The 21,936-nt window shown below is 70.3% G+C and carries 23 protein-coding genes; 19 read left to right on the top strand and 4 right to left on the bottom strand.

The features are described 5' to 3' along the window. Positions 1–49: 49 nt before the first annotated feature. From FB454_RS16920 to proC, 4 genes are all read left to right on the top strand, one after another. Positions 50–553, top strand: a complete 504-nt coding sequence (locus FB454_RS16920; RefSeq protein WP_013287663.1) for a polyadenylate-specific 3'-exoribonuclease AS — start codon at positions 50–52, stop codon at positions 551–553. Positions 554–611: 58 nt separating this feature from the next. After that, positions 612–1,115, top strand: a complete 504-nt coding sequence (locus FB454_RS16915) for a pyridoxamine 5'-phosphate oxidase family protein (protein WP_145751788.1) — start codon at positions 612–614, stop codon at positions 1,113–1,115. A 178-nt stretch (positions 1,116–1,293) separates the two neighbouring features. Next, on the top strand, positions 1,294–2,322 hold the full coding sequence (locus FB454_RS16910) for a 6-phosphofructokinase (protein ID WP_030273929.1): 1,029 nt from the start codon (positions 1,294–1,296) through the stop codon (positions 2,320–2,322). 79 nt (positions 2,323–2,401) lie between these two features. Continuing rightward, a complete protein-coding gene (gene proC, locus FB454_RS16905) occupies positions 2,402–3,220 on the top strand; it encodes a pyrroline-5-carboxylate reductase (RefSeq protein WP_013287660.1) in 819 nt (272 codons plus the stop codon). Positions 3,221–3,255: 35 nt separating this feature from the next. Here proC and FB454_RS16900 read toward each other — a convergent pair whose 3' ends face one another. Further along, a complete protein-coding gene (locus FB454_RS16900; RefSeq protein WP_236619233.1) occupies positions 3,256–3,984 on the bottom strand; it encodes a YoaK family protein in 729 nt (242 codons plus the stop codon). Between the two features lie 137 nt (positions 3,985–4,121). Between FB454_RS16900 and FB454_RS16895 the strand changes: the two genes are divergently transcribed. The 11 genes from FB454_RS16895 to FB454_RS16845 all read left to right on the top strand — a co-directional run bounded on the left by FB454_RS16895 (position 4,122) and on the right by FB454_RS16845 (position 14,705). Beyond that, entirely contained in the window at positions 4,122–5,537 is a 1,416-nt protein-coding gene (locus tag FB454_RS16895; RefSeq protein ID WP_013287658.1) for a sugar porter family MFS transporter, read from the top strand. A gap of 94 nt (positions 5,538–5,631) precedes the next feature. Next, positions 5,632–5,934: an urease subunit gamma gene (locus FB454_RS16890; protein ID WP_013287657.1), complete on the top strand. Its 303-nt coding sequence runs from the start codon at positions 5,632–5,634 to the stop codon at positions 5,932–5,934. 43 nt (positions 5,935–5,977) lie between these two features. Next, positions 5,978–6,481, top strand: coding sequence for an urease subunit beta (locus FB454_RS16885; protein ID WP_030273923.1), 504 nt, complete (start codon positions 5,978–5,980; stop codon positions 6,479–6,481). A 40-nt stretch (positions 6,482–6,521) separates the two neighbouring features. After that, the gene (locus FB454_RS16880; RefSeq protein WP_030273921.1) at positions 6,522–8,240 is read left to right on the top strand and encodes an urease subunit alpha; all 1,719 of its coding nucleotides are present in this window, start codon (positions 6,522–6,524) and stop codon (positions 8,238–8,240) included. Positions 8,241–8,299: 59 nt separating this feature from the next. After that, positions 8,300–8,863, top strand: coding sequence for an urease accessory protein UreE (locus FB454_RS16875; protein WP_013287655.1), 564 nt, complete (start codon positions 8,300–8,302; stop codon positions 8,861–8,863). Positions 8,864–8,881: 18 nt separating this feature from the next. Then, complete coding sequence (locus FB454_RS16870; RefSeq protein ID WP_223201363.1) at positions 8,882–9,559, top strand: urease accessory protein UreF; 678 nt, start codon at positions 8,882–8,884, stop codon at positions 9,557–9,559. Between the two features lie 29 nt (positions 9,560–9,588). Beyond that, positions 9,589–10,218 (top strand): urease accessory protein UreG, encoded by a 630-nt coding sequence (ureG, locus tag FB454_RS16865; RefSeq protein ID WP_013287653.1) that lies wholly within the window; start codon positions 9,589–9,591, stop codon positions 10,216–10,218. Next, positions 10,215–11,132 carry an urease accessory protein UreD gene (locus tag FB454_RS16860; RefSeq protein ID WP_047893003.1) on the top strand — a complete coding sequence of 306 codons (918 nt, stop codon included), beginning with the start codon at positions 10,215–10,217 and terminating at the stop codon, positions 11,130–11,132. Before ureG ends, FB454_RS16860 begins: the two co-directional genes overlap by 4 nt. A gap of 18 nt (positions 11,133–11,150) precedes the next feature. Continuing rightward, complete coding sequence (gene yut / locus FB454_RS16855) at positions 11,151–12,185, top strand: urea transporter (RefSeq protein ID WP_030273918.1); 1,035 nt, start codon at positions 11,151–11,153, stop codon at positions 12,183–12,185. A 13-nt stretch (positions 12,186–12,198) separates the two neighbouring features. After that, entirely contained in the window at positions 12,199–13,839 is a 1,641-nt protein-coding gene (locus FB454_RS16850) for an ammonium transporter (RefSeq protein ID WP_030273916.1), read from the top strand. Between the two features lie 245 nt (positions 13,840–14,084). Continuing rightward, positions 14,085–14,705 (top strand): SLATT domain-containing protein, encoded by a 621-nt coding sequence (locus FB454_RS16845; protein WP_013287649.1) that lies wholly within the window; start codon positions 14,085–14,087, stop codon positions 14,703–14,705. Here the strand turns inward: FB454_RS16845 and FB454_RS16840 are convergent. Then, positions 14,663–15,589: an HAD family hydrolase gene (locus FB454_RS16840; RefSeq protein ID WP_013287648.1), complete on the bottom strand. Its 927-nt coding sequence runs from the start codon at positions 15,587–15,589 to the stop codon at positions 14,663–14,665. The genes FB454_RS16845 and FB454_RS16840 overlap by 43 nt on opposite strands. After that, the gene (locus tag FB454_RS16835; protein ID WP_030273914.1) at positions 15,586–17,274 is read right to left on the bottom strand and encodes an anti-phage phosphoesterase; all 1,689 of its coding nucleotides are present in this window, start codon (positions 17,272–17,274) and stop codon (positions 15,586–15,588) included. The genes FB454_RS16840 and FB454_RS16835 overlap by 4 nt, the downstream gene beginning before the upstream one ends. A 215-nt stretch (positions 17,275–17,489) precedes the next feature. Here FB454_RS16835 and FB454_RS16830 point away from each other — a divergent pair, with 215 nt between their 5' ends. Together FB454_RS16830 and FB454_RS16825 are read left to right on the top strand one after the other, a co-directional pair. Next, a complete protein-coding gene (locus FB454_RS16830; RefSeq protein ID WP_041784221.1) occupies positions 17,490–17,840 on the top strand; it encodes a DUF2203 domain-containing protein in 351 nt (116 codons plus the stop codon). Positions 17,841–18,055: 215 nt separating this feature from the next. After that, positions 18,056–18,859: an SGNH/GDSL hydrolase family protein gene (locus tag FB454_RS16825; RefSeq protein WP_013287645.1), complete on the top strand. Its 804-nt coding sequence runs from the start codon at positions 18,056–18,058 to the stop codon at positions 18,857–18,859. Positions 18,860–18,931: 72 nt separating this feature from the next. On the opposite strand, the gene FB454_RS16820 is transcribed toward FB454_RS16825, so the two are convergent. Then, complete coding sequence (locus tag FB454_RS16820; protein WP_013287644.1) at positions 18,932–19,420, bottom strand: glutathione peroxidase; 489 nt, start codon at positions 19,418–19,420, stop codon at positions 18,932–18,934. 143 nt (positions 19,421–19,563) lie between these two features. Here FB454_RS16820 and FB454_RS16815 point away from each other — a divergent pair, with 143 nt between their 5' ends. Together FB454_RS16815 and FB454_RS16810 are read left to right on the top strand one after the other, a co-directional pair. Then, the gene (locus tag FB454_RS16815; RefSeq protein WP_145751790.1) at positions 19,564–21,198 is read left to right on the top strand and encodes a glycosyl hydrolase family 18 protein; all 1,635 of its coding nucleotides are present in this window, start codon (positions 19,564–19,566) and stop codon (positions 21,196–21,198) included. A 173-nt stretch (positions 21,199–21,371) separates the two neighbouring features. After that, entirely contained in the window at positions 21,372–21,911 is a 540-nt protein-coding gene (locus FB454_RS16810; protein ID WP_145751792.1) for a hypothetical protein, read from the top strand. Positions 21,912–21,936: the final 25 nt, after the last annotated feature.

Below are 21,936 nucleotides of genomic sequence, written 5' to 3'. Positions count from 1 at the left end.
GGACGCCCCGGCGACCGGCGCGTGCCGGTGATGGGCGAGGATGAGGGCGATGGTCTACCGCTATTTCTACGACTGCGAATTCATCGAGGACGGCCGCATCGTCGACCTGGTGTCGATCGGCGTCGTCGACGAGTACGGCCGCGAGTTCTACGCGGTCTCCACCGAGTTCGACGACTCCCGGGCGGTGCCCTGGGTGCGGCGCAACGTGCTGGACAAGCTCCCGTCGCCGGCCGACCGGGCCTGGCGCTCCCGCGCGCGCATCCGCGACGACCTGCACGAGTTCCTGCTGGAGCCGGTGCGGGACCGGCCGGGCGAGCAGCTGGAGCTGTGGGCCTGGTACGCCGCCTACGACCACGTCGTGCTGGCCCAGCTCTGGGGCGCGATGCCGGCGCTGCCGCGGGAGATCCCCCGCTTCACCAAGGAGCTGCGTCAGCTCTGGGACGACCGGGGACGCCCCCGGCTGCCGGACGCCGAGGCCGACCGGCACGACGCGCTGGTCGACGCCCGGCACAACCTGGCGCGGTGGCGGGCGATGACGGCGCGGGAGGTTTGACCGGTTCCGCCCAGGGCACCGGAGCGGCATCTGCGCCGATCCGAGACAGGAGTGCCCCATGAGCAATGAGCCGACCAACGCCGCGGACGCCCGCCGCCGGGTCACCGAGCTGATCCGGGACGCCCGGATCTGCCTGCTCACCACCACCGGCGTGGACGGGCGTCTGGTCAGCCGTCCGATGGGGTTACAGGAGGCGGACTTCGAGGGCGACCTGTGGTTCTTCGCGTACGCCGACTCGGCGAAGGTCCGGCAGATCCGGGTGAACCCGCAGGTGAACGTCGGTTTCTCCGACCAGCGTCACCATGCCTGGGTGTCGGTGGCCGGCACCGCCACCGAGGAGTGGGACGCCGACCGGGCGAAGGAGCTGTGGAGCCCGCTGCTGAAGGCGTGGTTCCCGGACGGGCTGGACACGCCCGGGATCACCTTGATCAAGGTGCACGCCGGGTCGGCGGAGTACTGGGACTCGCCCGGCAGCACCGTGGTCAACCTGCTCGGCTTCGCCAAGGCGGCGGTGACCGGCAAGCCGCCGAAGGTGGGGGAGAACCACGAGGTCGGCTACTGACGGGTAGCCCGTCCGCCGTCCGGAACGGCCCGGGGTGCGGTGCCGGCGTACACCTGCGCCGACTACAGTGCGCAGTGACGGCCCGCCCCGGGCCGGCAACGGCGCCGATGGTCTGATCTGACACATATCCTGGGGCTTATCCGGGCTTCACCTGATGCTCCAGGAGGATGAGCAGATCATGCGTATCGGCGTGCTCACCGGCGGCGGCGACTGCCCAGGTCTCAACGCGGTGATTCGGGCGGTGGTCCGCAAGGGCGTCGCCACCTACGGTCACGAGTTCGTGGGCTTCCGCGACGGCTGGAAGGGCCCGCTCGAGGGCCTGACCAAGCCGCTCGGCATCGCCGAGGTGCGCGGCATCCTGCCCCGTGGCGGCACCATCCTCGGCTCGTCCCGCACCAACCCGTTCAAGATCGAGAACGGCGTGGAGCGGATCAAGGACAACCTCGCCGCCCAGGGCGTGGACGCGCTGATCGCGATCGGCGGCGAGGACACGCTCGGCGTCGCGACCAAGCTGCACGAGCTGGGCGTCAACGTCATCGGCGTGCCGAAGACGATCGACAACGACCTCGGTGCGACCGACTACACGTTCGGCTTCGACACCGCCGTCAACATCGCCATGGAGGCGATCGACCGGCTGCACACCACGGCGGAGAGCCACCACCGCACGCTCGTGGTCGAGGTCATGGGCCGGCACGCCGGCTGGATCGCCCTGCACGCCGGTCTCGCCGGTGGCGCCAACGTGATCCTGCTGCCGGAGCGGCAGTTCGACGTCGAGCAGGTCGCCGGCTACGTCGAGAAGCGCTTCCAGCACCAGTACGCCCCGATCGTCGTGGTCGCCGAGGGCGCCCAGCCGCTCGACGGCCAGATGGTGCTGCACAACCAGGAGCTGGACGCGTTCGGTCACGTCCGTCTCGGCGGCATCGGCCAGTGGCTGGCCGAGCAGCTGGAGGCGAAGACCGGCAAGGAGGCCCGCACCGTGGTGCTCGGCCACATCCAGCGCGGTGGCACGCCGACCGCGTTCGACCGGGTGCTGGCCACCCGGCTCGGCCTGCACGCGATCGACGCCGCGCACGAGGGCGACTGGGGCAAGATGGTCGCGATGCAGAGCACGGACATCGTCCGCGTCCCGCTCGCCGACGCCACCCGCGAGCTGAAGACCGTGCCGCTGGAGCGGTACGCCGAGGCCGAGGTCTTCTTCGGCAGCTGATCGACGGCGCACGGGCGTGGCGGGCCGGTGACCCGGCCCGCCACGCCGTGCCCACGTGACCCGGGAAGGGGTACGGCTGATGGCACGCGAGGTGCACACGGTCGCGGTGATCGGCGCCGGCAAGATCGGTGAGCTGATGCTCTCCGGGCTGCTGCGTTCCGGCTGGCCGGTGGAGCGGCTGCTCGCCACCGCGCGGCGGCCGGCGCGGGCGCGGGAACTGGCCGACCGTTACGGCGTACGGGTGGTGGACAACCTCACCGCCGTGACCGAGGCCGAGGTGCTGGCCGTGTCGGTCAAGCCGCAGGACGCCGCCGCGCTGCTGGACGAGATCGGCCCGAAGGTGCCGGCCGACAAGCTGGTCATCTCGCTCTGCGCCGGTCTGCCGACCGCCTTCTTCAACCGCCGGCTGCCCGAGGGCACCCCTGTGGTCCGGGTCATGACGAACACCCCGGCGCTCGTCGACGAGGCGATGAGCGCGATCTCGGCGGGCGCGTACGCCACCGGCGAGCACCTGGCGCTGGCCGAGGAGATGTTCTCCCCGCTCGGCGCCACCGTCCGGGTGCCCGAGTCGCAGCAGGACGCGGTCACCGCGCTGTCCGGCTCCGGCCCGGCCTACTTCTACCTCCTGGTCGAGGCGATGATCGACGCGGGCATCCTGCTCGGCCTGCCGCGCCAGGTGGCGCACGAGCTGATCGTGCAAACCGCGATCGGCTCGGCGGTGATGCTGCGCGATTCCGGCGAGCACCCGGTGAAGCTGCGCGAGGCGGTCACCTCGCCCGCGGGCACCACCATCTCGGCGATCCGTGAGCTGGAGAACCACGGCGTACGCGCGGCCATGCTGGCGGCGCTGGAGGCGGCCCGGGACCGGGCGCGGGAACTCGCCGCCCAGGCCGACTGACGCCCAGGCCGACTGACGCCCAGGCGGACTGACGCTCAGCCGGGCCGCGACGCCGGTCCTGGTCGCCGGTGCCGGCGCAGCAGCAGGATCAGCACGGCCAGCGCGAGCGTCCCCCACAGCGGCACCCAGCGGGGCCGGTGCTGGGCGAGTGTGCCGACCGCGCCGCCGACGCTGTAGCTGACCAGGGCGAGCAGTCCGAGCAGGGTGCCCCGCCGGGCCCGGCCCCGGCCCGCGGTGGGGCCGAGCAGCCAGCGGGCGGCCCGCTCACCGGTCTTCGTCGTGGTGTCCGACTGGTACGTGATCGGCGTCGCGATGCCCGCGGTCCGGCTCGCCAGGGTGGTGAGGCTGCCCATGGCTACCGCGCCCGCGGCGGCGAGCAGCACCCGGGACGCCGTGCCGTGCCGGCCGTACGCGAGCACCAGGTTGAGCACCGCCCAGACGATCATGGCGGCCTCGGTGACCGCGATGTCGACGAGCGGCGCCACCGTCGGCCGGGTTCGGCGGCGGAGCAGATTCACCAGCCCGGCGGCGGTGGCGAACGCGACGATCGAGGCCGCCGAGACGGGCCACGTGGGATGCCCGCCGGCCGGCCCCATGCCGAGGAAGATGGCGTTGCCGGACTGGTTGGCGACGAACGCGCCGTACCGCAGGAACGCGAAGGCGTCCAGCGCGCCGGCGGTGACGACGGCGAGCACGAGCGCTGCGAGCGGGTGCCGGAACTCGCGGTAGGAGTCCGCGGGGCCGTACGGCGCCGACCGGTTCACCCTTCCCCCGTCCGTGTGCAGGAGCGACCCCGGCAGCGTCATCGTTTCGCTGTCGGACCGCTGCGGCGAACATACTATATGTCGCATATGTAGGTTTTCGGCCGTTTCGGGGGGCGGTCGCCGGCGGACGGGGTGACATGGCGGCGAGCGGACGCGCGGCCGGCCGGCCGCCCCGTCACAACCTCGTGGCGATCGTGTCGATCGTCGTCCTGTCCGGCGCGTTCTTCGGCTACAACCAGGGCGTCATCAGCGGCGCCCTGCACGACATCCGGCACACGTTCGACGTGGACACCTTCGAGGTGGAGGTGGCGGCGAGCTGGGTGACGCTCGGCGCGCTGGCGGGCGCGCTCGCCGGTGGTCACCTCGCCGACCGGATCGGCCGGCGCGGCGCGCTGTGGGTCGCCGCCGGGGCGTACGTCGTCGGCACGATCGTGCAGGCCGCGGCGCCGACCATCGGCGCCCTGCTCGGCGCGCGGCTGCTGCTCGGCGTGGGCATCGGCGTGGCCTCGGTCGCCGGGCCGATGTTCGCGGCCGAGGCGGCGCCGGAACGGATCCGCGGCGGCCTGCTCGCGGTCTACCAGTTCTCGACCACCTTCGCGATCTTCATCGGCTACCTGGCGGACGAGCTGTTCACCGGCGGCGAGTCGTGGCGCTACCTGCTCGGCGCGGCGGTCGTGCTGGGCGTGGCGCTGATCCTGGTGACAGTGGTGGTGCCGGACTCGGCGGTCTGGTACCTCAAGCGGGGCGACCGGCGCCGCGCCCGGGAGTCGCTGTGCCGGACCGTTCCCGAGCAGCGGGTGGAGCAGCGCCTCGGCGAGATCGAGAAGAGTCTGCACGGCCGCACGGCGAGCTGGCGGGAGCTGCTGTCACCGCAGTGGCGGCGTCCGCTCGCGCTCGGCGTCGGGCTGGCGCTGTTCCAGCAGACGACAGGGATCAACGGCATCATCTACTACGCCGACTCGATCTTCTCGGCGGCCGGATTCCGTACCCCGGAGGCACAGCTCTCCGCGACCACCTGGGCGATCGGCGCGGTGGACGCGGCGTTCGCGCTCGTCGCGGTGGGCCTGCTCGACCGCGTCGGCCGCCGGCCGCTGCTGCTGGTCGGCCTGGCCGGGATGGCGGTCTCGCTCGCCGTGGTGAGCGTCAGCTTCCTGGGCGCGGGCACCGGGCGCGGCGACGGCCGGATCACCACCTCGGGCCTGTTCCTGCTGGTCGGCGTGGTCTTCTTCGTCGCGTTCTACGCGGTGTCGATCGGGCCGGGCGCGTGGACCGTGATCAACGAGATCTATCCCGGTCCGATCCGCGGCCGGTGCGTGGCGATCGCGTCCGCGACCCACTGGGGCACCGAGTACCTGATCACGCAGTTCTTCCTGAGCCTGCTCGACGCGCTGGGCCGGTCGGGCGTGTTCGCGCTCTTCGCCGGGCTGTGCGTGCTCGGCTTCCTGTTCGTCCGGCGCTACCTGCCGGAGACCAAGGGCCGGACGCTGGAGCAGATCCAGCAGATGTGGGTCGCCGACTACCACCGGCGCGAGCGGGCCCACACCGGTTCCTGAAATCTCCCTGAACGGGCTGCGGGCTGACCAAACCGCTCTTACCGTGACGCAATAGCTGAAACCGTACAGAAGGTGCGGACGAAGGGATCGCGAAGTGCATCTCACGCCGAAGGAATTCGACAAGCTGACGATCCACTCGTTGGCGATGGTGGCAAACGCCCGCAAGGCGCGCGGGGTCAAGCTCAACCACCCCGAGGCGGTGGCGGTCATCTGCGCCGCGGCGCTCGAAGGCGCGCGCGAGGGCAAGACCGTCGAGGAGGTCATGAACGACGCGAGCCACGTGCTCACCGCCGACGACGTGATCCCCGGCGTGGCGGACATGATCCCGATGCTCCAGGTCGAGGCGGTCTTCACCGACGGGTCACGGCTGATCACCGTCCACTCACCCATCCAGTAGAGCAGCGACCGGAGGCCACGGTCTCCGGCAGAGCGGGGGCGACATGGCGAAGCAACACCCGGGACCGAACTCCAAGCACCTTCGGCCCATCGGCGGCTACAAGCTCAGCGACCAACCTCTGGAACTCAACGCCGGGCGGCCGGTGACCGAGGTGGTCGTGCACAACACCGGTGACCGGCCCATCCAGGTCGGCTCCCACTTCCACTTCTTCGAGGCCAACCGCTTCCTGGAGTTCGACCGTCCGTCGGCGTTCGGCAAGCGGCTGAACATCCCGGCCACGACCTCGATCCGGTTCGAGCCCGGCGACCGCAAGACCGTCCAGCTCGTCCCGTACGGCGGCTCCCAGCGGGTGTACGGCTTCAACGGCCTGGTCCAGGGCTGGACCGGCGACGGGCCGATCCCCGGCTACCGGCCGGACCGGGCCGAGGCGCTCCACCAGGCCCAGACGCGCGGCTTCAAGACCACGTCGCAGCAGCAGGACCAGGGCAAGGGCCAGAGCAAGGGTCAGGGCAAGGGCCAGGACAAGAGCGGCAAGGGCGACAAGTAGCCGGCAATCCTTCGACGCGCCAGAGCTGGAGCGACAACGCATGAGTCAGATCTCACGGCAGGAATATGCCGGAATGTACGGCCCGACCACGGGCGACCAGATCCGTCTGGGTGACACCGACCTCTACATCGAGATCGAGAAGGACCTGCGGGTCCTCGGTGACGAGGTCATGTACGGCGGTGGCAAGACCCTGCGCGACGGCATGGGCAGTGCCAGCCAGGCCACGAGCGCCGAGGGCGTGGTGGACCTGGTGATCACCAACGTGACCGTCGTGGACGCGCTGCTCGGCGTGGTCAAGGCGGACGTGGGGATCAAGGACGGCAGGATCGCCGGGATCGGCAAGGCCGGCAACCCCAACATCATGGACGGGGTGACCCCGGGCCTGGTGACCGGTCCGGGCACCGACGCGATCTCCGGTGAGCACCTGATCCTGACCGCCGGCGGCATCGACGCGCACGTCCACCTGGTCACCCCGCAGCAGGTGTACGCCGCGCTCAGCAACGGCGTCACCACGCTCTGGGGCGGCGGCACCGGACCGACCGACAGCACCAACGGCGTCACCATCACGCCCGGTCCCTGGAACATCCACAACATGATGCGGTCGTTCGAGAACCTGCCGATCAACATCGGCCTGCTGGGCAAGGGCAACAGCAGTGGCCGAGCGCCGCTCGTCGAGCAGATCATGGCCGGGGTGCCCAGCTTCAAGATCCACGAGGACTGGGGCGCGCCGCCCGCGGTGATCCGGTCCTGCCTGGCCGTCGCCGACGAGTACGACGTCCAGATCAGCATCCACACCGACACGCTCAACGAGAGCGGCTACATCGAGGACAGCATCGCCGCCTTCGAGGGCCGGACCATCCACACCTTCCACACCGAGGGCGCCGGCGGCGGGCACGCGCCGGACATCATCAAGGTCGCCGGCCAGATGAACGTGCTGCCCGCCTCGACCACGCCGACGGTGCCGTACGGCATCAACAGCCAGTCCGAGCTGTACGACATGATCATGGTCTGCCACAACTTCAACCCGAAGGTGCCCTCGGACGTCGCCTTCGTGGAGAGCCGGATCCGCACCGAGACGATCGCCGCCGAGGACGTGCTCCTCGACGAGGGCGTCATCTCGATGATGCAGAGCGACTCGCAGGCCATGGGCCGGGTGGGCGAGACCTGGCTGCGCACCGTCCAGCTCGCCGGGCAGATGAAGAACGTCCGCGGCAAGCTGGCCGAGGACTCCGACGCCAACGACAACTTCCGCGTCCTGCGCTACGTCGCCAAGATGACCATCAACCCGGCGATCACCCAGGGCGTCTCGCACGTCATCGGCTCGGTCAGTCCCGGCAAGCTCGCCGACCTGGTGCTCTGGGAGCCCGCGTTCTTCGGCACGAAGCCGAAGATGGTGCTCAAGGGCGGCATGATCGCCTGGTCGATCATGGGCGACCCGAACGCGTCGCTGCCCACCCCGCAGCCGGTCTACTACCGGCCCATGTTCGGCGCCACCGGCTCCCAGGTCGCCAAGAACTGCGTGACGTTCGTGTCCCGGGCTGCGCACGAGTCGGGGGTGGCCGAACAGCTCGGTCTGCAACGGCAGGTCATGCCGGTCTACGGCTGCCGCAACCTGACCAAGCGCGACATGGTGCGCAACGACCGTACGCCGAAGCTCGAAGTCGACCCGGAGACCTTCGCCGTGAAGATGGACGGCGTGCACGCGACAGTGCCGGCGGCCAAGAACCTCCCCCTCAGCCAGCTCTACTTCTTCAGCTGACCCGGCACGGCGCCCGCCCCCGGCCGGGCCGGTGGCGGGGTCGCGTGAAAGGAGAACACATGCTCGTCGAAACGGTACTCGGCAACGTGAACGAGCCGGCCTGGACCGAGCGGCTCCGGGAGGCCAAGGTCGACGACCTGGTCCTCGACCAGTGGGACGCCCAGAAGAGCCGGCTGCGCCGGACCACAAGCCTCGGCACCGAACTGGCGCTGTCCCTGGCCCGCGGCGTACGGCTGCGCGACGGCGACGTGCTGGCCTGGGACGACGCCACCGCGACCGCGGTGGTGGCCCGGATCGCGCTCGGCGAGGTGATGGTCGTGCACCTCGACACGCTGCACGGGGAGTCGCTGGACATGGTGATCCGCTCGGCCGTCGAACTGGGCCACGCGATCGGCAACCAGCACTGGCCGGCGGTGGTGAAGGGCACCAAGATGTACGTCCCGCTGACTGTGGACCGCAAGGTCATGGACTCGGTGATGCGGACCCACGCGTTCACCGGTCTCACCCACGAGTTCATGCCCGGCACCGAGATCATCGCGTACCTGGCCCCGCACGAGTCGCGGCGGCTGTTCGGCGGGGCCGACTCGACCCCGCACACGCACCTGCCCGCCGACCTGAACTGAGGGGCCGGGGTGTCCACGGTGACCGAGGCACTGAAACTGCTCCAGTTCGGCGACTCGGTCTTCCCGGTCGGCGCCTTCTCCTTCTCCAACGGGCTGGAGACGGCGGTCGAGCAGGGGGCGGTGCACGACCGGACCACGTTGCAGGAGTTCGTGCGTACCGTCACGCGCGCCGCCGCCACCGGCGACGGGGTGGCGCTGCTCGTGGCGCACCGCGCCGCCCGCGCCGGTGACCTCGACCGGATCCGGGCGGCCGACGAGGCCGTACACCTGCGCAAGATCAACGAGGAGACGCGGACGATGACCGTCCGCATGGGGCGCAAGCTGGCCGAGGCCGCCGAACGGGTGGTGGGGGAGTCCCTGCTGCGCAAGCGCGTCGCGGAGAGCGGCGGCGGCGTCCCGGTCACCTACCCGGTCGCGCTCGGCGTGCTCTTCGCCGAACTCGGCGTGGGCGAGGCGGACGCGTTCGCCGCCCACCAGTACGGCGCGGCCTCCATGGTGCTCGGCGCGGCGGTCCGGCTCATGCGGGTGGACCACCTCGACACCCAGTCGATCCTCTTCGCGGTCAACGAGCGGGTCGGCGAGGACTACGAGGAGGTGCGCACCGCCGGGCTCGACGACATGCAGAGCTTCGCGCCGCACCTCGACGTGCTGGCCGGCGCGCACCAGCACGCACACGTACGGATGTTCATGAGCTGAGCGCTCACCCACCTGAAGGGCTTTCGGAAATGAAATCAGCGAGTCGGATCGGCGTCGGCGGCCCGGTGGGCAGCGGCAAGACGGCCATCATCGAGGCCGTCGTGCCCCGCCTGGTCGAACAGGGCCTGCGCATCCTGGTCATCACCAACGACGTGGTCACCACCGAGGACGCCAAGCACGTCCGCCGCGCCCTGACCGGCGTGCTGGTGGAGGAACGCATCGTCGGTGTGGAGACCGGCGCCTGCCCGCACACCGCTGTTCGCGAGGACCCCAGCATGAACCTCGCCGCGGTCGAGGACATGGAGGCGCGGTTCCCGGACAGCGACGTCGTGCTCATCGAGAGCGGCGGCGACAACCTCACGCTCACCTTCAGCCCCGCGCTGGTCGACTACTTCATCTACGTGATCGACGTGGCGGCCGGCGACAAGATCCCGCGCAAGAACGGCCCCGGTATCTCCAAGTCCGACATCCTCGTGATCAACAAGACCGACCTGGCCCCGTACGTCGACGCCGACCTGGACGTGATGGCCCGCGACGCCGAGCTGATGCGCGGCGGCAAGCCGTTCGTCTTCACCAACTGCAAGACCGGCGAGGGCATCGACGACCTGGTGGACCTGGTCCGCCGCAACGCGCTCTTCGACGCCGAAGTCCTCGCATGACCACTCTGGACTCCGTCCGGGAACTCGCGCCGTACCAGGATCAGCCGGCGCAGCTGCCGGCTGCCGCGAACGGCAAGGTGGGCATCCTCCGGCTGGGGTTCGAACGGCGCGAGGACCGGACCATCATGCGCGACGTCTTCCGGCAGTCCCCGCTGCTGGTGCAGCGCGCGCTGTACTGGGACGAGGAGATGCCGGGCCTGCCCTGCGTCATGATCCTCACCACCTCCGGCGGCGTGCTCCAGGGCGACCGGCTCCGGATGGACGTCGACCTGGGGCCGGGCGCGCAGGCGCACCTGGTCACCCAGGCCGCCACCAAGATCCAGGAGATGGACGCCAACTACGGCACCCAGGCCCAGAGCTTCACCCTGGCCGAGGACGCCTACCTGGAGTTCCTGCCCGAGCCGGTGATCCCGTTCCGGCGCAGCCGGTTCGTCTCCGACACCGTGGTCCGGCTGCCGGAGACCGCCACCATGCTGTACGCCGAGGTGCTCCAGCCCGGCCGCAAGTACTACCGCGACGGCGAGATCTTCGCGTACGACCTGTTCTCCACCACCCTGCGGGCGCAGCGGCCCGACGGGCGGCCGCTGTTCGTCGAGAAGTTCGTCATCACGCCCGGCCGGTTCCCGGTGTCGCGGATCGGGATGATGGACCGCTTCCACGTCTTCGGCAACGTCGTGCTGCTCACCGACCCGGACCGGGCGGCCCGGGTCTTCGAACGGACCGCGACGCCGGTGTGGGACGAGCAGACACCGCTGGCCACCGCGGTCAGCCGGCTGCCGAACGACGCCGGCCTGGTGTTCAAGGTGCTCGGTCAGGAGACCGAACCGGTCCGCGCCGCGGTACGCGCGTTCTGCACTGCCGCCCGCGAAGAGGTGACCGGCTGCACCTTCCCGCCGGTCTTCAGCTGGCGTTGAGGCGAGGAGGGCAGCGACATGGCCGACATCGGACGAGGCTGGCGCCACCTGGCCGACCGGAACCCGCTGGTCCGGTTCGTCGACGCCGGCCTGCGCGGCGCCGCGCAGGTGGTGCTCCAGAACAACCCGCTCAGCGGCCTGCTCATCCTGATCGCGCTCGCCTGGGGCGCGTTCGAGAACGGGACGCCCCGCGTGTTCGGCGGCGGCGTGCTCGGCCTGGTCGTGGGCACCGCGACCGCGCTGGCGCTGCGGGTCGACATGTCGAGCTGGCGCAAGGGCCTGTTCGGCTTCAGCCCGCTGCTGACCGGGCTCGCGGTGCCCACGTTCCTCGACCAGCGCCCGCTGATGTGGCTCTACCTCGTGCTCGGCGCGATCGGCACGGTGGTGGTCACGCTCGCCCTCAACGCCGTCTTCAAACGCTGGAACCTGACCGCCTACACGTTCCCGTTCGTGCTCACGACCTGGTTCCTGCTGATGGCGGCGTACCAGTTCGACAGGTTCACAGTGCTCACCAAGCTGACGCCGAAGTTCCCCGGTGAGGGATCGCTGACCGGCGGCACGTTCGACTGGGGCCTCATCCCGGTCTTCTTCAAGGGCGTGTCCCAGGTCTACCTGATCGAGAGCTGGGTCACCGGCCTGCTCATCCTCGTCGCCCTGCTGATCAACTCCCGGTGGTCGGCGCTGTTCGCGGTGATCGGCGCCGTCGGCGCGACACTGCTGGCGCTCTGGTTCGGCGCCGACGGCGCGTCCCTGGACAAGGGGCTGTTCGCCTTCAACGCGGTGCTGACCGCGATCGTGGTGGGCGCTGTCGCGAACCGCCCCGGCGCGCTGGTGACCGTCTACACGCTGTTCGGCATCGCGCTGACGCTGTTCGTGCAGATGGCGCTGACCACCATGCTCACGCCGCTCGGCATCCCGGTGCTGACCGGGCCGTTCAACATCGCCACCTGGCTGTTGCTGCTGCCGGACCGGCACTTCGCGCCGGTACCGAACCACGAGCGGGTGAAGGACACCGTGCTGCACACCGTCCGCGACTCCGTCAACCTGCGATAGAAGGAGGGAAACCGTGTCCGCTCCGAACGCGGGTGACACCGCCTGGGTGCTCGTCTGCGCCGGCCTCGTCCTGTTCATGACGCCGGGGCTCGCCGCGTTCTACGGCGGCATGGTCCGAACCCGCAACGTGCTGGCGATGCTGCAACAGAACATGATCGCGCTCGGCGTGGTCAGCCTGACCTGGGTGCTCGTCGGCTACACGATCGCCTTCGGCGACGACGCCGGCAGCGGGCTGTTCGGCAACCTGGAACTGTTCGGGCTCACCGACCTGAAGGTGCCGCCCGCACCCAACCTGCACGTGGTCGACGGCCGGATCACCATCCCGACGCTGGCGTTCGTGCTGTTCCAGATGATGTTCGCGGTGATCACACCCGCGCTCGTCACCGGCGCCACCGCGGGCCGGCTGCGCTTCGGCGGCTGGGTGCTGTTCCTCGCGGTCTGGTCGATAGTGGTCTACGCGCCGATCGCGCACTGGATCTGGCACCCCGGCGGGTGGCTGGCGAAGTTCGGCACCCAGGACTGGGCCGGCGGGCTGGTCGTGCACGCCAGCGCCGGCGCCGCCGTCCTCGCCGTCCTGCTCGTCGTCGGCCGACGCCGGGACTGGCCGCACACCGCCGCGCCGCCGAACTCGATCCCGCTGACCATCGTCGGCGCCGGCGTCCTCTGGTTCGGCTGGTTCGGCTTCAACGGCGGCGACGGCCTCCAGGCCAACGGCCTCGCCGCCCAGGCCGTCCTCAACACGCACCTCGCCGCCGCCGCGGCGATGCTCGTCTGGCTGGCGCTGGAACGCGTCACCGACGGACACAGCACCGTCGTGGGCGCGGTCTCCGGCGCGGTGGCGGGCCTGGCGACGGTCACCCCGACCGCCGGGTACGTCAACGCGGCCTCGGCCGTCGCGATCGGCGCGCTGGCCGGCCTGGTCTGCCACTTCGCGCTGAAGCTGAAGTACCTGCTACGCCTCGACGACGCGCTCGACGTGCTCGCCGTGCACTTCGTCGGCGGCATGCTCGGCACGCTCCTGCTCGGCCTGTTCGGCAACCGCGGGGTCAACCCGCTCGGCGCCGACGGGCTGTTCCTCGGCGGCGGAGGCGGCCTGCTGTGGCGCCAGCTCGTCGGCGTGGTGAGCGTGGTCGCGTTCTCGTTCGTCCTGACCTGGCTGATCGCCGCCGGGGTGCAGGCGCTCATCGGCCTGCGTGTGCCGCCGGCCGATCAGGAACGCCTGGACCAGGCGCAGCAGGGCGCCGACGCGTACCACCTTGGTGGCGTGACCAGCCTGACCGCGCCGGGCGCGCCCCGGCGCCGTAGCGCGGCGGCGCCGGCCGGCGAAGCGTCCGTGCCACCCGGTCAGCGGGTACGGGTGGTCACCGCGCTGCTGGAACCGGACCCGGCCGCGAACAGCGCCGACCTGCGCGACGCGCTGCTGCGCGCGGGCGCGATCTCGGTCATCGTCAGCGACGCCGCCGTGGCGACGACGACGCCACAGGCGAGCCTGCTGCCGCGCGGCTACTGGCAGGACCAGCCGTTGTCGGCCCGGCTGCGCGTCACAGTGCTGGTGGGTGCGGACGGGGTGGGTGCGGTGCTGGACGAACTGGACCGGATGGGGGCCCGGCGGAGCGATACCTTCGTGCAGGAGGCGGAACGCGTCCAACCCTGACAGGCGGGTGCCTGCCATCGATTCGAGTCTGGTAACCCGTCCCCTCACTCGGCAAGCACATCGAGACGTCTGATCCTTGAGTGTTGGAACGCGATGACGCAGGCTGTGCGTATGGGGCGACAGCATCTGCCGAACCTCGACCCGCCACCCGGATACGGCCCTCGCCGTGCGCTGGGATCGGACGGCTCGTGCTAACGAGCAATGGCCGACTCGACAGGTCAAGCCGTCGAGTCCCGCGGCGGGACATGATCATCCGCCCATTCCCCGTCTTGGCGGCGGACCAACCGCCTGAGGCCGTCCTGGATCGCTTGCGTGGGTGGGCGGAGGGGCAGGCCGAGGACGCGGTTGCCTGGTACCTGCGCGACAAGGCGGTGCGCCGCACGATTTCCCGCCTGCTGCGCGGCTGCGCCATCCTGCTGGGGATCGCCGGCGGAGTCGTACCCCTGGTTAGCGCGGCGAGCGCTGGGAGCGGCGCCAGCTGGGGATATGTCCTGCTCGCCATGGCCGGTGGCTGTCTGGCCTTCGATCACTTCTTCGGCCTGTCCTCGGCCTGGATGCGCGACATCGCTACCGCGCAGGCGCTTCAGCGGGCGCTCACCGAGTTCCGGCTGGACTGGGTGACCACGGAACTGCGCACCTCAGCCACTGAGGAAGCGGTGCTACGGCGGCGCGAGGAACTGATCCGCGTGCTCGTGCTGCGGACGGCCGAGTTGGTCGAGGCGGAGACCGGCGAGTGGCTGAGTGAGTTCCGGAGCAACATCGGCGACCTGAACCGGCGGAACGGATGGTCGCCCGCAACGGGTCACCCCTCTGTCGGAGCGGGTCAATCGGCCGGCCCTGACGGCAAGCAGGCCGATATCACTTGAGGCCGCCTCGGTTGCGATGCTGCACGGAATGTGTAGTGCTCGCGTAACTCGTGAAATGCGTCAAGCGTTACGTCCGGCTCGTATTGCGGCGGATCATCGCTCTTGGCTTCTGCTGCGGTGACGGCCGCGGGATCCCAATGGGACAGCGCGACCAAGCCGCGCCAGAGGTCGGAATCGTGGTGGGTGCCGTAGCGGGCCCAGGCGGCGAGCATCCCCGCTCGCTTGGCCATTGCCACGTCCTTGCTCAAGCTGTCGCCCACGTACAGACAGTGGGCGGCTGGAACGCCCAGCTGCTCGGCGATCTGACGGGCGATCTCCGGATTGGGCTTGCGTGCCGTCGGTGGCAGTACCCGAACCTCGATTGCGGCCGGAACAGACCGTCGATCGGCGCCCAAAGGGTGAGGCGGCCCGACGAACCGGGGCGCGTAGATCGCCTCCAACATCGCGTCCAACCCGAGCGACCTCGCTCGACTGCTGATGTTCACGTCCTTGGCCTCGGTGTGCCCCACAACGTGACAACCTGTGGCCTTGATAGTCTGGAGCGTGCTTTCCACGTCCGGGTAGAGGTGGAGGTGGCGTCGCCGGACCTCGTTGAAGGCGGCGAAGGCCGGAAGCAGGTGCTCGTGTCGTGCTCGTTGGCTCATCCCGGGCAGGCGTCGCTCGACGGCCGAGGTCTCGAGCAGCGCGAAGGGGTGCTCGGTATTGCCGTGGTTGCGGTGCACGGCCTGGAGGTCGCTCCGCAACTCGTCCTCGGACACGTCGAGGATCTCGGCGGCCACGGCCACCATCGCCCGCACTGCGGGCACAAAGTACGCCACCCAGTCGTACAGCGTGTTGTCCATGTCGAGGATGAGGGCGTGCACGACCTGGCGCCTGGTGGTCATGGGGAAACGACCTTCCAGGGAGCAATCTCGAGTCGGCCGTCTGCCCCGGTTACCAGCGGGGCCCGCCAGGTCATGAAGCGCTCGAATGAGCCCTGCTGTTGACTCCGGTACATTTCCAACTCCACGACGGGACCCGCCATCCGGATCAGGTTGAAGAAGTTACGCCGCCCGTCTGACGATCTCGAGCCGCTGCTCCCACCACCGACGATGTTGAAGCGTCCCAGGTCCCAGCGTTCGTTGCTGTATTCGGGGAGATGGTACGCCTCGGTACGCCAGACGAACGCGCGGTGTTTGTGCCCGTGCACCGCGAGGTGCACCCCGTCACGGGCGGCCAGGCGCTGGATCCTGGGTGCGTCGATGGCGATCCCGAAACCGGTCGCGTACTCGTCGGGCGATTCGAGGTCCTCGGTCAGCGCGAGATGATGATGCAGCGCGAGCACGCGCAGGGCTGATCCAGGGTTCGACCAGGCGAGCGCGCTGGTCACCTCGCGGTACGCGGACTCCTGCACCCGGCCCATGCCCGCCAGGAACGACTGCCCCTGTTCCAGTGAGCTGGAGTTGACCGCGGCGATGTCGACAAGGTTGCCGCCAGGGAAGATGAAACGGCGAGCCATCGAGAGGTGGGGCGAGGCCGGGTATCCGTAGAGCGCTCGAAAGAACTCCCGGTAGTTGGCCGTTGCCGCCGCCGGAGCCACCTCGACCGGTGCTCCATATTCGTACGAGTCACCGCGGGTCCAGGCGATGTCGTGATTGCCGGGTATGACGACGAGGTGCTCCATGCCCAGCCCGAGCAGCCCATTGGTGAGCTTGAAGAGGCCAGCCCGCGCCGCCGCGAACTCGTCGCGGTGGGCGACATAGGTGAGATCGCCTGTGACGAGGACCGCTCCGACCGACCGCTGGTCACGAGCCAGGGCATCGGAGATCGCGTCGACCATGGTCGGGCGGGTAGCGCCGTCCTCGGTCTCCAGCCGCCACTGATGCTCCGACCGAAACCGCCCCGCCGCATAGTGCGGATCGGTGAGGTGCAGCAGCCACGGCCCCGGGCAGGCGATCGGCTCGGGAGACAGCGCGCCGTCCTGGCGTGGCGACGCTGTCAGGAACCGCTCGCTGGAGTCAGCCGGCTGGGCCGGCCGGATCTCCCAGATGGTGGTGTCCATCGCGCGCAGCTCGTCAGCGTCCAGGATCCGCTTACCCACCAGCCGCTCCAGTTGGCTCCGTGGATGATGGGGCAACGGCGGTGCGGAGGCGAAGGAGAACCTCCCGAAGAATTCCATCGGCTCCTCGGCCAGGGCCACCAGCCGTAGCCAGCCCCGGCTGTGCCGACTCGCCCGATAATAGGGTGGAACGCCGTCCCGTTCGGCGTCGGGCGGACTGAGCGAGGTGAAGGCCCCGAGTTCGTCCGGCTGCGGCAGGATCACGCGTTCGACGATGGCGGGATGAACGAGGCCCGTCCCGGAGTGGAACAGCCCGATCGGCACCCGACGTCCCTCCAGCGTCTCGCGTTCGAGCGCCTTCCACACCTCCAGCCGGCCGGGTTCGTTGGGTCGTTTCCACCAGCCCCACCAGCACCAACCACGCTCCTGCAGGACGGCGCGATGCTCGGGCAGGGTGTCGGCGACCAGGTCCCGGTACCGGAACAGGTACCGCGGGTCCGGGGTGCTGGAGCTGGGCGAACGATCGCTCATGCCAGTGAGCCTCCGACGACGGGCGAGGGGCGTCCGGGCAAGCCGATGGCCGATCCGGGAGGAACCATCTGTATACCCGAGCGCGACCATGCCCGATACCCGGCGCCGGTTTGCGGCGGTGACGCCCAGGCCCCGGCGTTTGACGACGTGCATCGAGGTGCGGCGTGTGCCGTGTGGAAGCTTCCCTCTGGACGGTCGTGCCGCATACTGGCCCGGTGTTCACTCTCGCCCAGGCGCGTCACCTGGTGGCCACGCTGCGGCCGCGCGTCGACGAGCTGATCCGGCTGCGGGCCGACCTGGCCGAGTTGCGGGTCGACCTGGCCGACCACGGCGTCAGCGCGCTCGGCGGGCTCGCCGAGGTGAAGGCGCTGGAGGCGCGGCTGCACGTGGTGGTGGACGAGTTCCACCAGCATGAGATCGCGGTCAAGGGGATCGCCCCGGTGCTGCTCGACTTCCCCGGTGAGCGCGACGGCCGGGCGGTGCTCTGGTGCTGGCTGGAGGGCGACACCGACATCCGGTGGTATCACCGGGTCGAGTGCGGTTTCGCCGGCCGCCGTCCGGTCTGAGCGGGCCGCCGCCCGGTCTGAGTCGACCCGTCCGCGCCTGATCTGCGTCGATCTGCCCCCACTGGCGGAATCCTTCAGCCCGCTCCGCGAAACCGGCAGCGATTTGTAGGCGTAAGTCGCTATACGCGCCGGACCGCAAATCGGTGATCTTCCATACCCTGTGATCTTGTTGATATCTATCTCTCACCACCACTTCACGCCCCCAGGAGTGCGACGTGCGGAGATCCCGTCTTGCCACCCTCGCCCTGACCCTGGCCGCCTCGGTCGGGGTCACTCTGTCTCTGGCCGCCCCCGCCCAGGCGGCCCCGTCCGACCGCTACGTCGCGCTCGGCGACTCGTACGCCTCCGGCGTCGGCGCCGACAGCTACACCTCCGAGAGCGGTAACTGTCTACGCAGCACGAACGCCTACCCGGCGCTCTACAACACCAACATCAAGCCCGCGTCGTACCGTTCGGTCGCCTGCTCCGGCGCCACCACGGCGGACGTCATCAACAGTCAGCTCTCCGCGCTCTCGTCGACCACCACGCTGGTCAGCGTCACTGTGGGCGGCAACGACGTCGGCTTCGCCAACATCATGAGCACCTGCGTGCTCCAGGGGGAGACCCAGTGCGTGGCGGCCGTGCAGTCCGCCATGAACGTGGCCCGTACCTCGATGCCGGGCCGGCTCGCCAACGTCTACAACGGCATCAAGAGCCGCTCGCCCTCGGCCCGCGTCGTGGTGGTCGGCTACCCGGTCTTCTACCAGCTCGGCACTCCCTGCGTCGGGCTCAGCGCGACGTCCCGGGCGAAGATCAACGAGGGCATCAACCTGCTCGACGACATCACCCGCACGGCCGCCGTCTCGGCCGGCTTCACCTTCGCCGACGTCCGCTCCATCTTCGTCGGCCACCAGCTGTGCAGCTACGGGACGAAGTGGCTGCACGCGCTCAACGTGCTGAGCCTGAGCAAGTCGTACCACCCGACGGCCGCCGGGCAGTCCGGCGGCTACTACCCGGTGTTCCGGGCCGCCGCCGGCTGACCCGATCCGCGGCAGCGGCACGCCTCCCCGGGGGGCGTGCCGCTTCGCCGTGCCCGGCGGCGGGTGCGCCGGTCAGGCCGGCAGGACCTTCTCGATCGCCGCGCGCAGCTCGGGATCCTCGGGTGTGACCTGCGGGCCGAACCGGGCGGCCACCGTGCCGTCCGGCGCGACGAGGAACTTCTCGAAGTTCCAGCGCACGTCGCCGGTGTGCCCCTCGGCGTCCGGCGTGGACACCAGCTCCGCGTAGAGCGGGTGCCGGTCCGGCCCGTTGACGTCGACCTTTTCCGTCAGCGGGAACGTCACGCCGTAGTTGACCTGGCAGAACTCCTCGATCTCGGCGGCGCTGCCCGGCTCCTGGCCGGCGAACTGGTTGCACGGCACCCCGAGCACCGTCAGCCCGCGTCCGGCGTACGTGTCGGCGAGTTCCTGAAGGCCCGCGTACTGCGGGGTGAGGCCGCAGCGGGAGGCCACGTTGACCACGAGCAGGGCGCGGCCGCGGTAGCGGCCGAGGTCGGCCGGGCCGCCGGTGAGGGCGTCGATCTGGACGTCGAAAACGGTCATGGGACGAGGCTACGGGCCCTCGCGCCCACCGTCCCGCGTCACCCGTGAAATCGATGCATCTACATCTTGACGAAGTGGTGACGGCGTGAGTAGCGTCTCAGCAATCAATTTGGAAGGTTTCCTAACTATTGGAGGGACGCCGTATGAAGAGATCGCTCCGCCGGGCCCTGTGGGCCACCGGCGCCGTGGTCGCGCTCGCGGTCGCCGCGGTGCCCATGACCACCGCGTCGGCCGCCGGCAGCGTCACCGCCACGTTCGCCAAGGTGCAGGACTGGGGGACCGGCCACGAGGGACGGGTGACCGTCACCAACGGCACCAGCTCCACCCTCAACGGCTGGCGCATCGAGTTCACGCTGCCCTCCGGCACCTCGATTAGCAGCTCCTGGGACGCCGACATCACCCGCAGCGGTGACCGCTACGTGGCGGTCAACAAGAGCTGGGCCGCGACGCTCGCCCCGGGCGCCAGCTTCAGCTGGGGCTACAACGGCACCGGCGCGTACAAGGCGCCGGTGAGCTGCACGATCAACGGCGGCTCCTGCACCGGCGGCGGCACGCCGACGACCACCGCGCCGACCACGGCGCCGCCCACCACGGCACCGCCGACGACCGCGCCGCCGACGACCGCCCCGCCGACCACGCAGCCGCCCACCACGCCGCCGCCGGGCGGCAAGAAGATCGTCGGCTACTTCGCCGAGTGGGGCGTCTACGCCCGCAACTACCACGTCAAGAACATCCACACGAGCGGCTCGGCCGCGAAGCTGACCCACATCCTGTACGCCTTCGGCAACACCACGGGCGGCCGGTGCAGCATCGGGGACAGCTACGCCGACTACGAGAAGGCGTACACCGCCGCGGACAGCGTCGACGGCGTCGCCGACACCTGGGACCAGCCGCTGCGCGGCAGCTTCAACCAGCTGCGCAAGCTGAAGAAGATGTACCCGAACCTGAAGGTGCTCTGGTCCTTCGGCGGCTGGACCTGGTCCGGCGGCTTCACCCAGGCCGCGCAGAACCCGGCCGCGTTCGCCGACTCCTGCTACTCCCTGGTCAAGGACCCGCGCTGGGCGGACGTCTTCGACGGCATCGACATCGACTGGGAGTACCCGAACGCCTGCGGCCTCCAGTGCGACAGCAGCGGCCCGAACGCGTTCAAGAACGTGGTCTCGGCGCTGCGGAGCAAGTTCGGCTCCAGCTTCCTGGTCACCGCGGCGATCACCGCCGACGGCAGCAACGGCGGCAAGATCGACGCCACCGACTACGCCGGCGCCGCGAACAACCTCAACTGGCTGATGCCGATGACGTACGACTACTTCGGCGCCTTCAACGCCCAGGGACCGACCGCGCCGCACTCGCCGCTCTACTCCTACGCGGGCATCCCGCAGCAGGGCTTCTGGTCGGACGCGGCGATCCAGAAACTCAAGTCCAAGGGCGTACCGTCCAGCAAGCTGCTGCTCGGCGTCGGCTTCTACGGACGCGGCTGGACCGGCGTGACCCAGGCCGCACCCGGCGGCAGCGCCACCGGCGCGGCCCCGGGCACCTACGAGGCGGGCATCGAGGACTACAAGGTGCTCAAGAACAGCTGCCCGGCCACCGGCACCGTCGCCGGCACGGCGTACGCCAAGTGCGGCAGCAACTGGTGGAGCTACGACACCCCGTCGACCATCGGCGGGAAGATGAGCTACGCCAACAGCCAGGGCCTCGGTGGCGCGTTCTTCTGGGAGCTCTCCGGTGACACCAGCAACGGTGAGCTGATCGGCGCCATCAAGGGCGGTCTCGGCTGAGCCGAGGGCCGACGCACCACCCACCCGGCGGGGAGGGGCCGCACCGGCCCCTCCCCGCCCGCGTGCCGTCCTGGCCGAGCGCGCCGATCCGGGTCAGGATGGGGAGTCAACCGGCCGCTCGGGCCGGATGTGGCACACTCGCCGCTCGACGAGTCCACGCGACGGGAGGACAGATGGGTCGCAGCCACCGGGGCCGGTTCACCGGGCTCGCGCTCCTCGCGCTCCTCGCGCTCCTGCCGGCGGCCCTGGCCGCCTGCGGCTCGGGCGGCCAGAGCGGCGACACCCCGCCCACCGGGAAGGCTCCGGCCGAGGAGGCGGCGGCCAAGAGCCGGGAACGGGTGCAGGCGTACCTGGACGCGCTGACCGCCCGCGACGCCGCCGCCGGCCGCAGCCAGCTCTGCGCGCCCATGCACGCCGCCTTCGACTCCGCCGCCACCGGCCCGAACGGCGACTTCGCCGACCACTTCACGGTGCCCGAGGCGACGATCACCGAGGTCCGCTCCGGCCCGAACGGTCAGGAGGTCAGCGCCTCGATCACTGTTGCCGCCGGCTCGCGCAAGGCCGCCCGGTCGCTGCTGTTCACCGTCACCCGTAACGGGGCGGACTGGTGCATCTCCGGCGAGGCGCCCGGTAAGCGCGCGGTCGAGCCGACGGCCGACCCGGCGGGGCCGCCGCCGCCGGCGATGGCGCCCTCGCCGGTGTCCTCCCAGTGACCGGAACCATCCCCCTCGGCGGTGA

This window comes from Micromonospora sp. CNZ297 (assembly GCF_007827625.1).
The sequence above is the reverse complement of the archived record's forward strand: the minus strand, read 5'-3'. Positions and strand labels throughout refer to the sequence as shown.

Coding starts and splice junctions, on each gene's coding strand:
- FB454_RS16910 (WP_030273929.1), top strand. CDS start 1,294: ATGCGTATCGGCGTGCTCACCGGCGGCGGCGACTGCCCAGGTCTCAAC.
- ureG (WP_013287653.1), top strand. CDS start 9,589: ATGAAATCAGCGAGTCGGATCGGCGTCGGCGGCCCGGTGGGCAGCGGC.
- proC (WP_013287660.1), top strand. CDS start 2,402: ATGGCACGCGAGGTGCACACGGTCGCGGTGATCGGCGCCGGCAAGATC.
- FB454_RS16860 (WP_047893003.1), top strand. CDS start 10,215: ATGACCACTCTGGACTCCGTCCGGGAACTCGCGCCGTACCAGGATCAG.
- FB454_RS16895 (WP_013287658.1), top strand. CDS start 4,122: ATGGCGGCGAGCGGACGCGCGGCCGGCCGGCCGCCCCGTCACAACCTC.
- FB454_RS16920 (WP_013287663.1), top strand. CDS start 50: ATGGTCTACCGCTATTTCTACGACTGCGAATTCATCGAGGACGGCCGC.
- FB454_RS16885 (WP_030273923.1), top strand. CDS start 5,978: ATGGCGAAGCAACACCCGGGACCGAACTCCAAGCACCTTCGGCCCATC.
- FB454_RS16835 (WP_030273914.1), bottom strand. CDS start 17,274: ATGAGCGATCGTTCGCCCAGCTCCAGCACCCCGGACCCGCGGTACCTG.
- FB454_RS16815 (WP_145751790.1), top strand. CDS start 19,564: ATGAAGAGATCGCTCCGCCGGGCCCTGTGGGCCACCGGCGCCGTGGTC.
- FB454_RS16820 (WP_013287644.1), bottom strand. CDS start 19,420: ATGACCGTTTTCGACGTCCAGATCGACGCCCTCACCGGCGGCCCGGCC.
- yut (WP_030273918.1), top strand. CDS start 11,151: ATGGCCGACATCGGACGAGGCTGGCGCCACCTGGCCGACCGGAACCCG.
- FB454_RS16845 (WP_013287649.1), top strand. CDS start 14,085: ATGATCATCCGCCCATTCCCCGTCTTGGCGGCGGACCAACCGCCTGAG.
- FB454_RS16880 (WP_030273921.1), top strand. CDS start 6,522: ATGAGTCAGATCTCACGGCAGGAATATGCCGGAATGTACGGCCCGACC.
- FB454_RS16840 (WP_013287648.1), bottom strand. CDS start 15,589: ATGACCACCAGGCGCCAGGTCGTGCACGCCCTCATCCTCGACATGGAC.
- FB454_RS16875 (WP_013287655.1), top strand. CDS start 8,300: ATGCTCGTCGAAACGGTACTCGGCAACGTGAACGAGCCGGCCTGGACC.
- FB454_RS16915 (WP_145751788.1), top strand. CDS start 612: ATGAGCAATGAGCCGACCAACGCCGCGGACGCCCGCCGCCGGGTCACC.
- FB454_RS16810 (WP_145751792.1), top strand. CDS start 21,372: ATGGGTCGCAGCCACCGGGGCCGGTTCACCGGGCTCGCGCTCCTCGCG.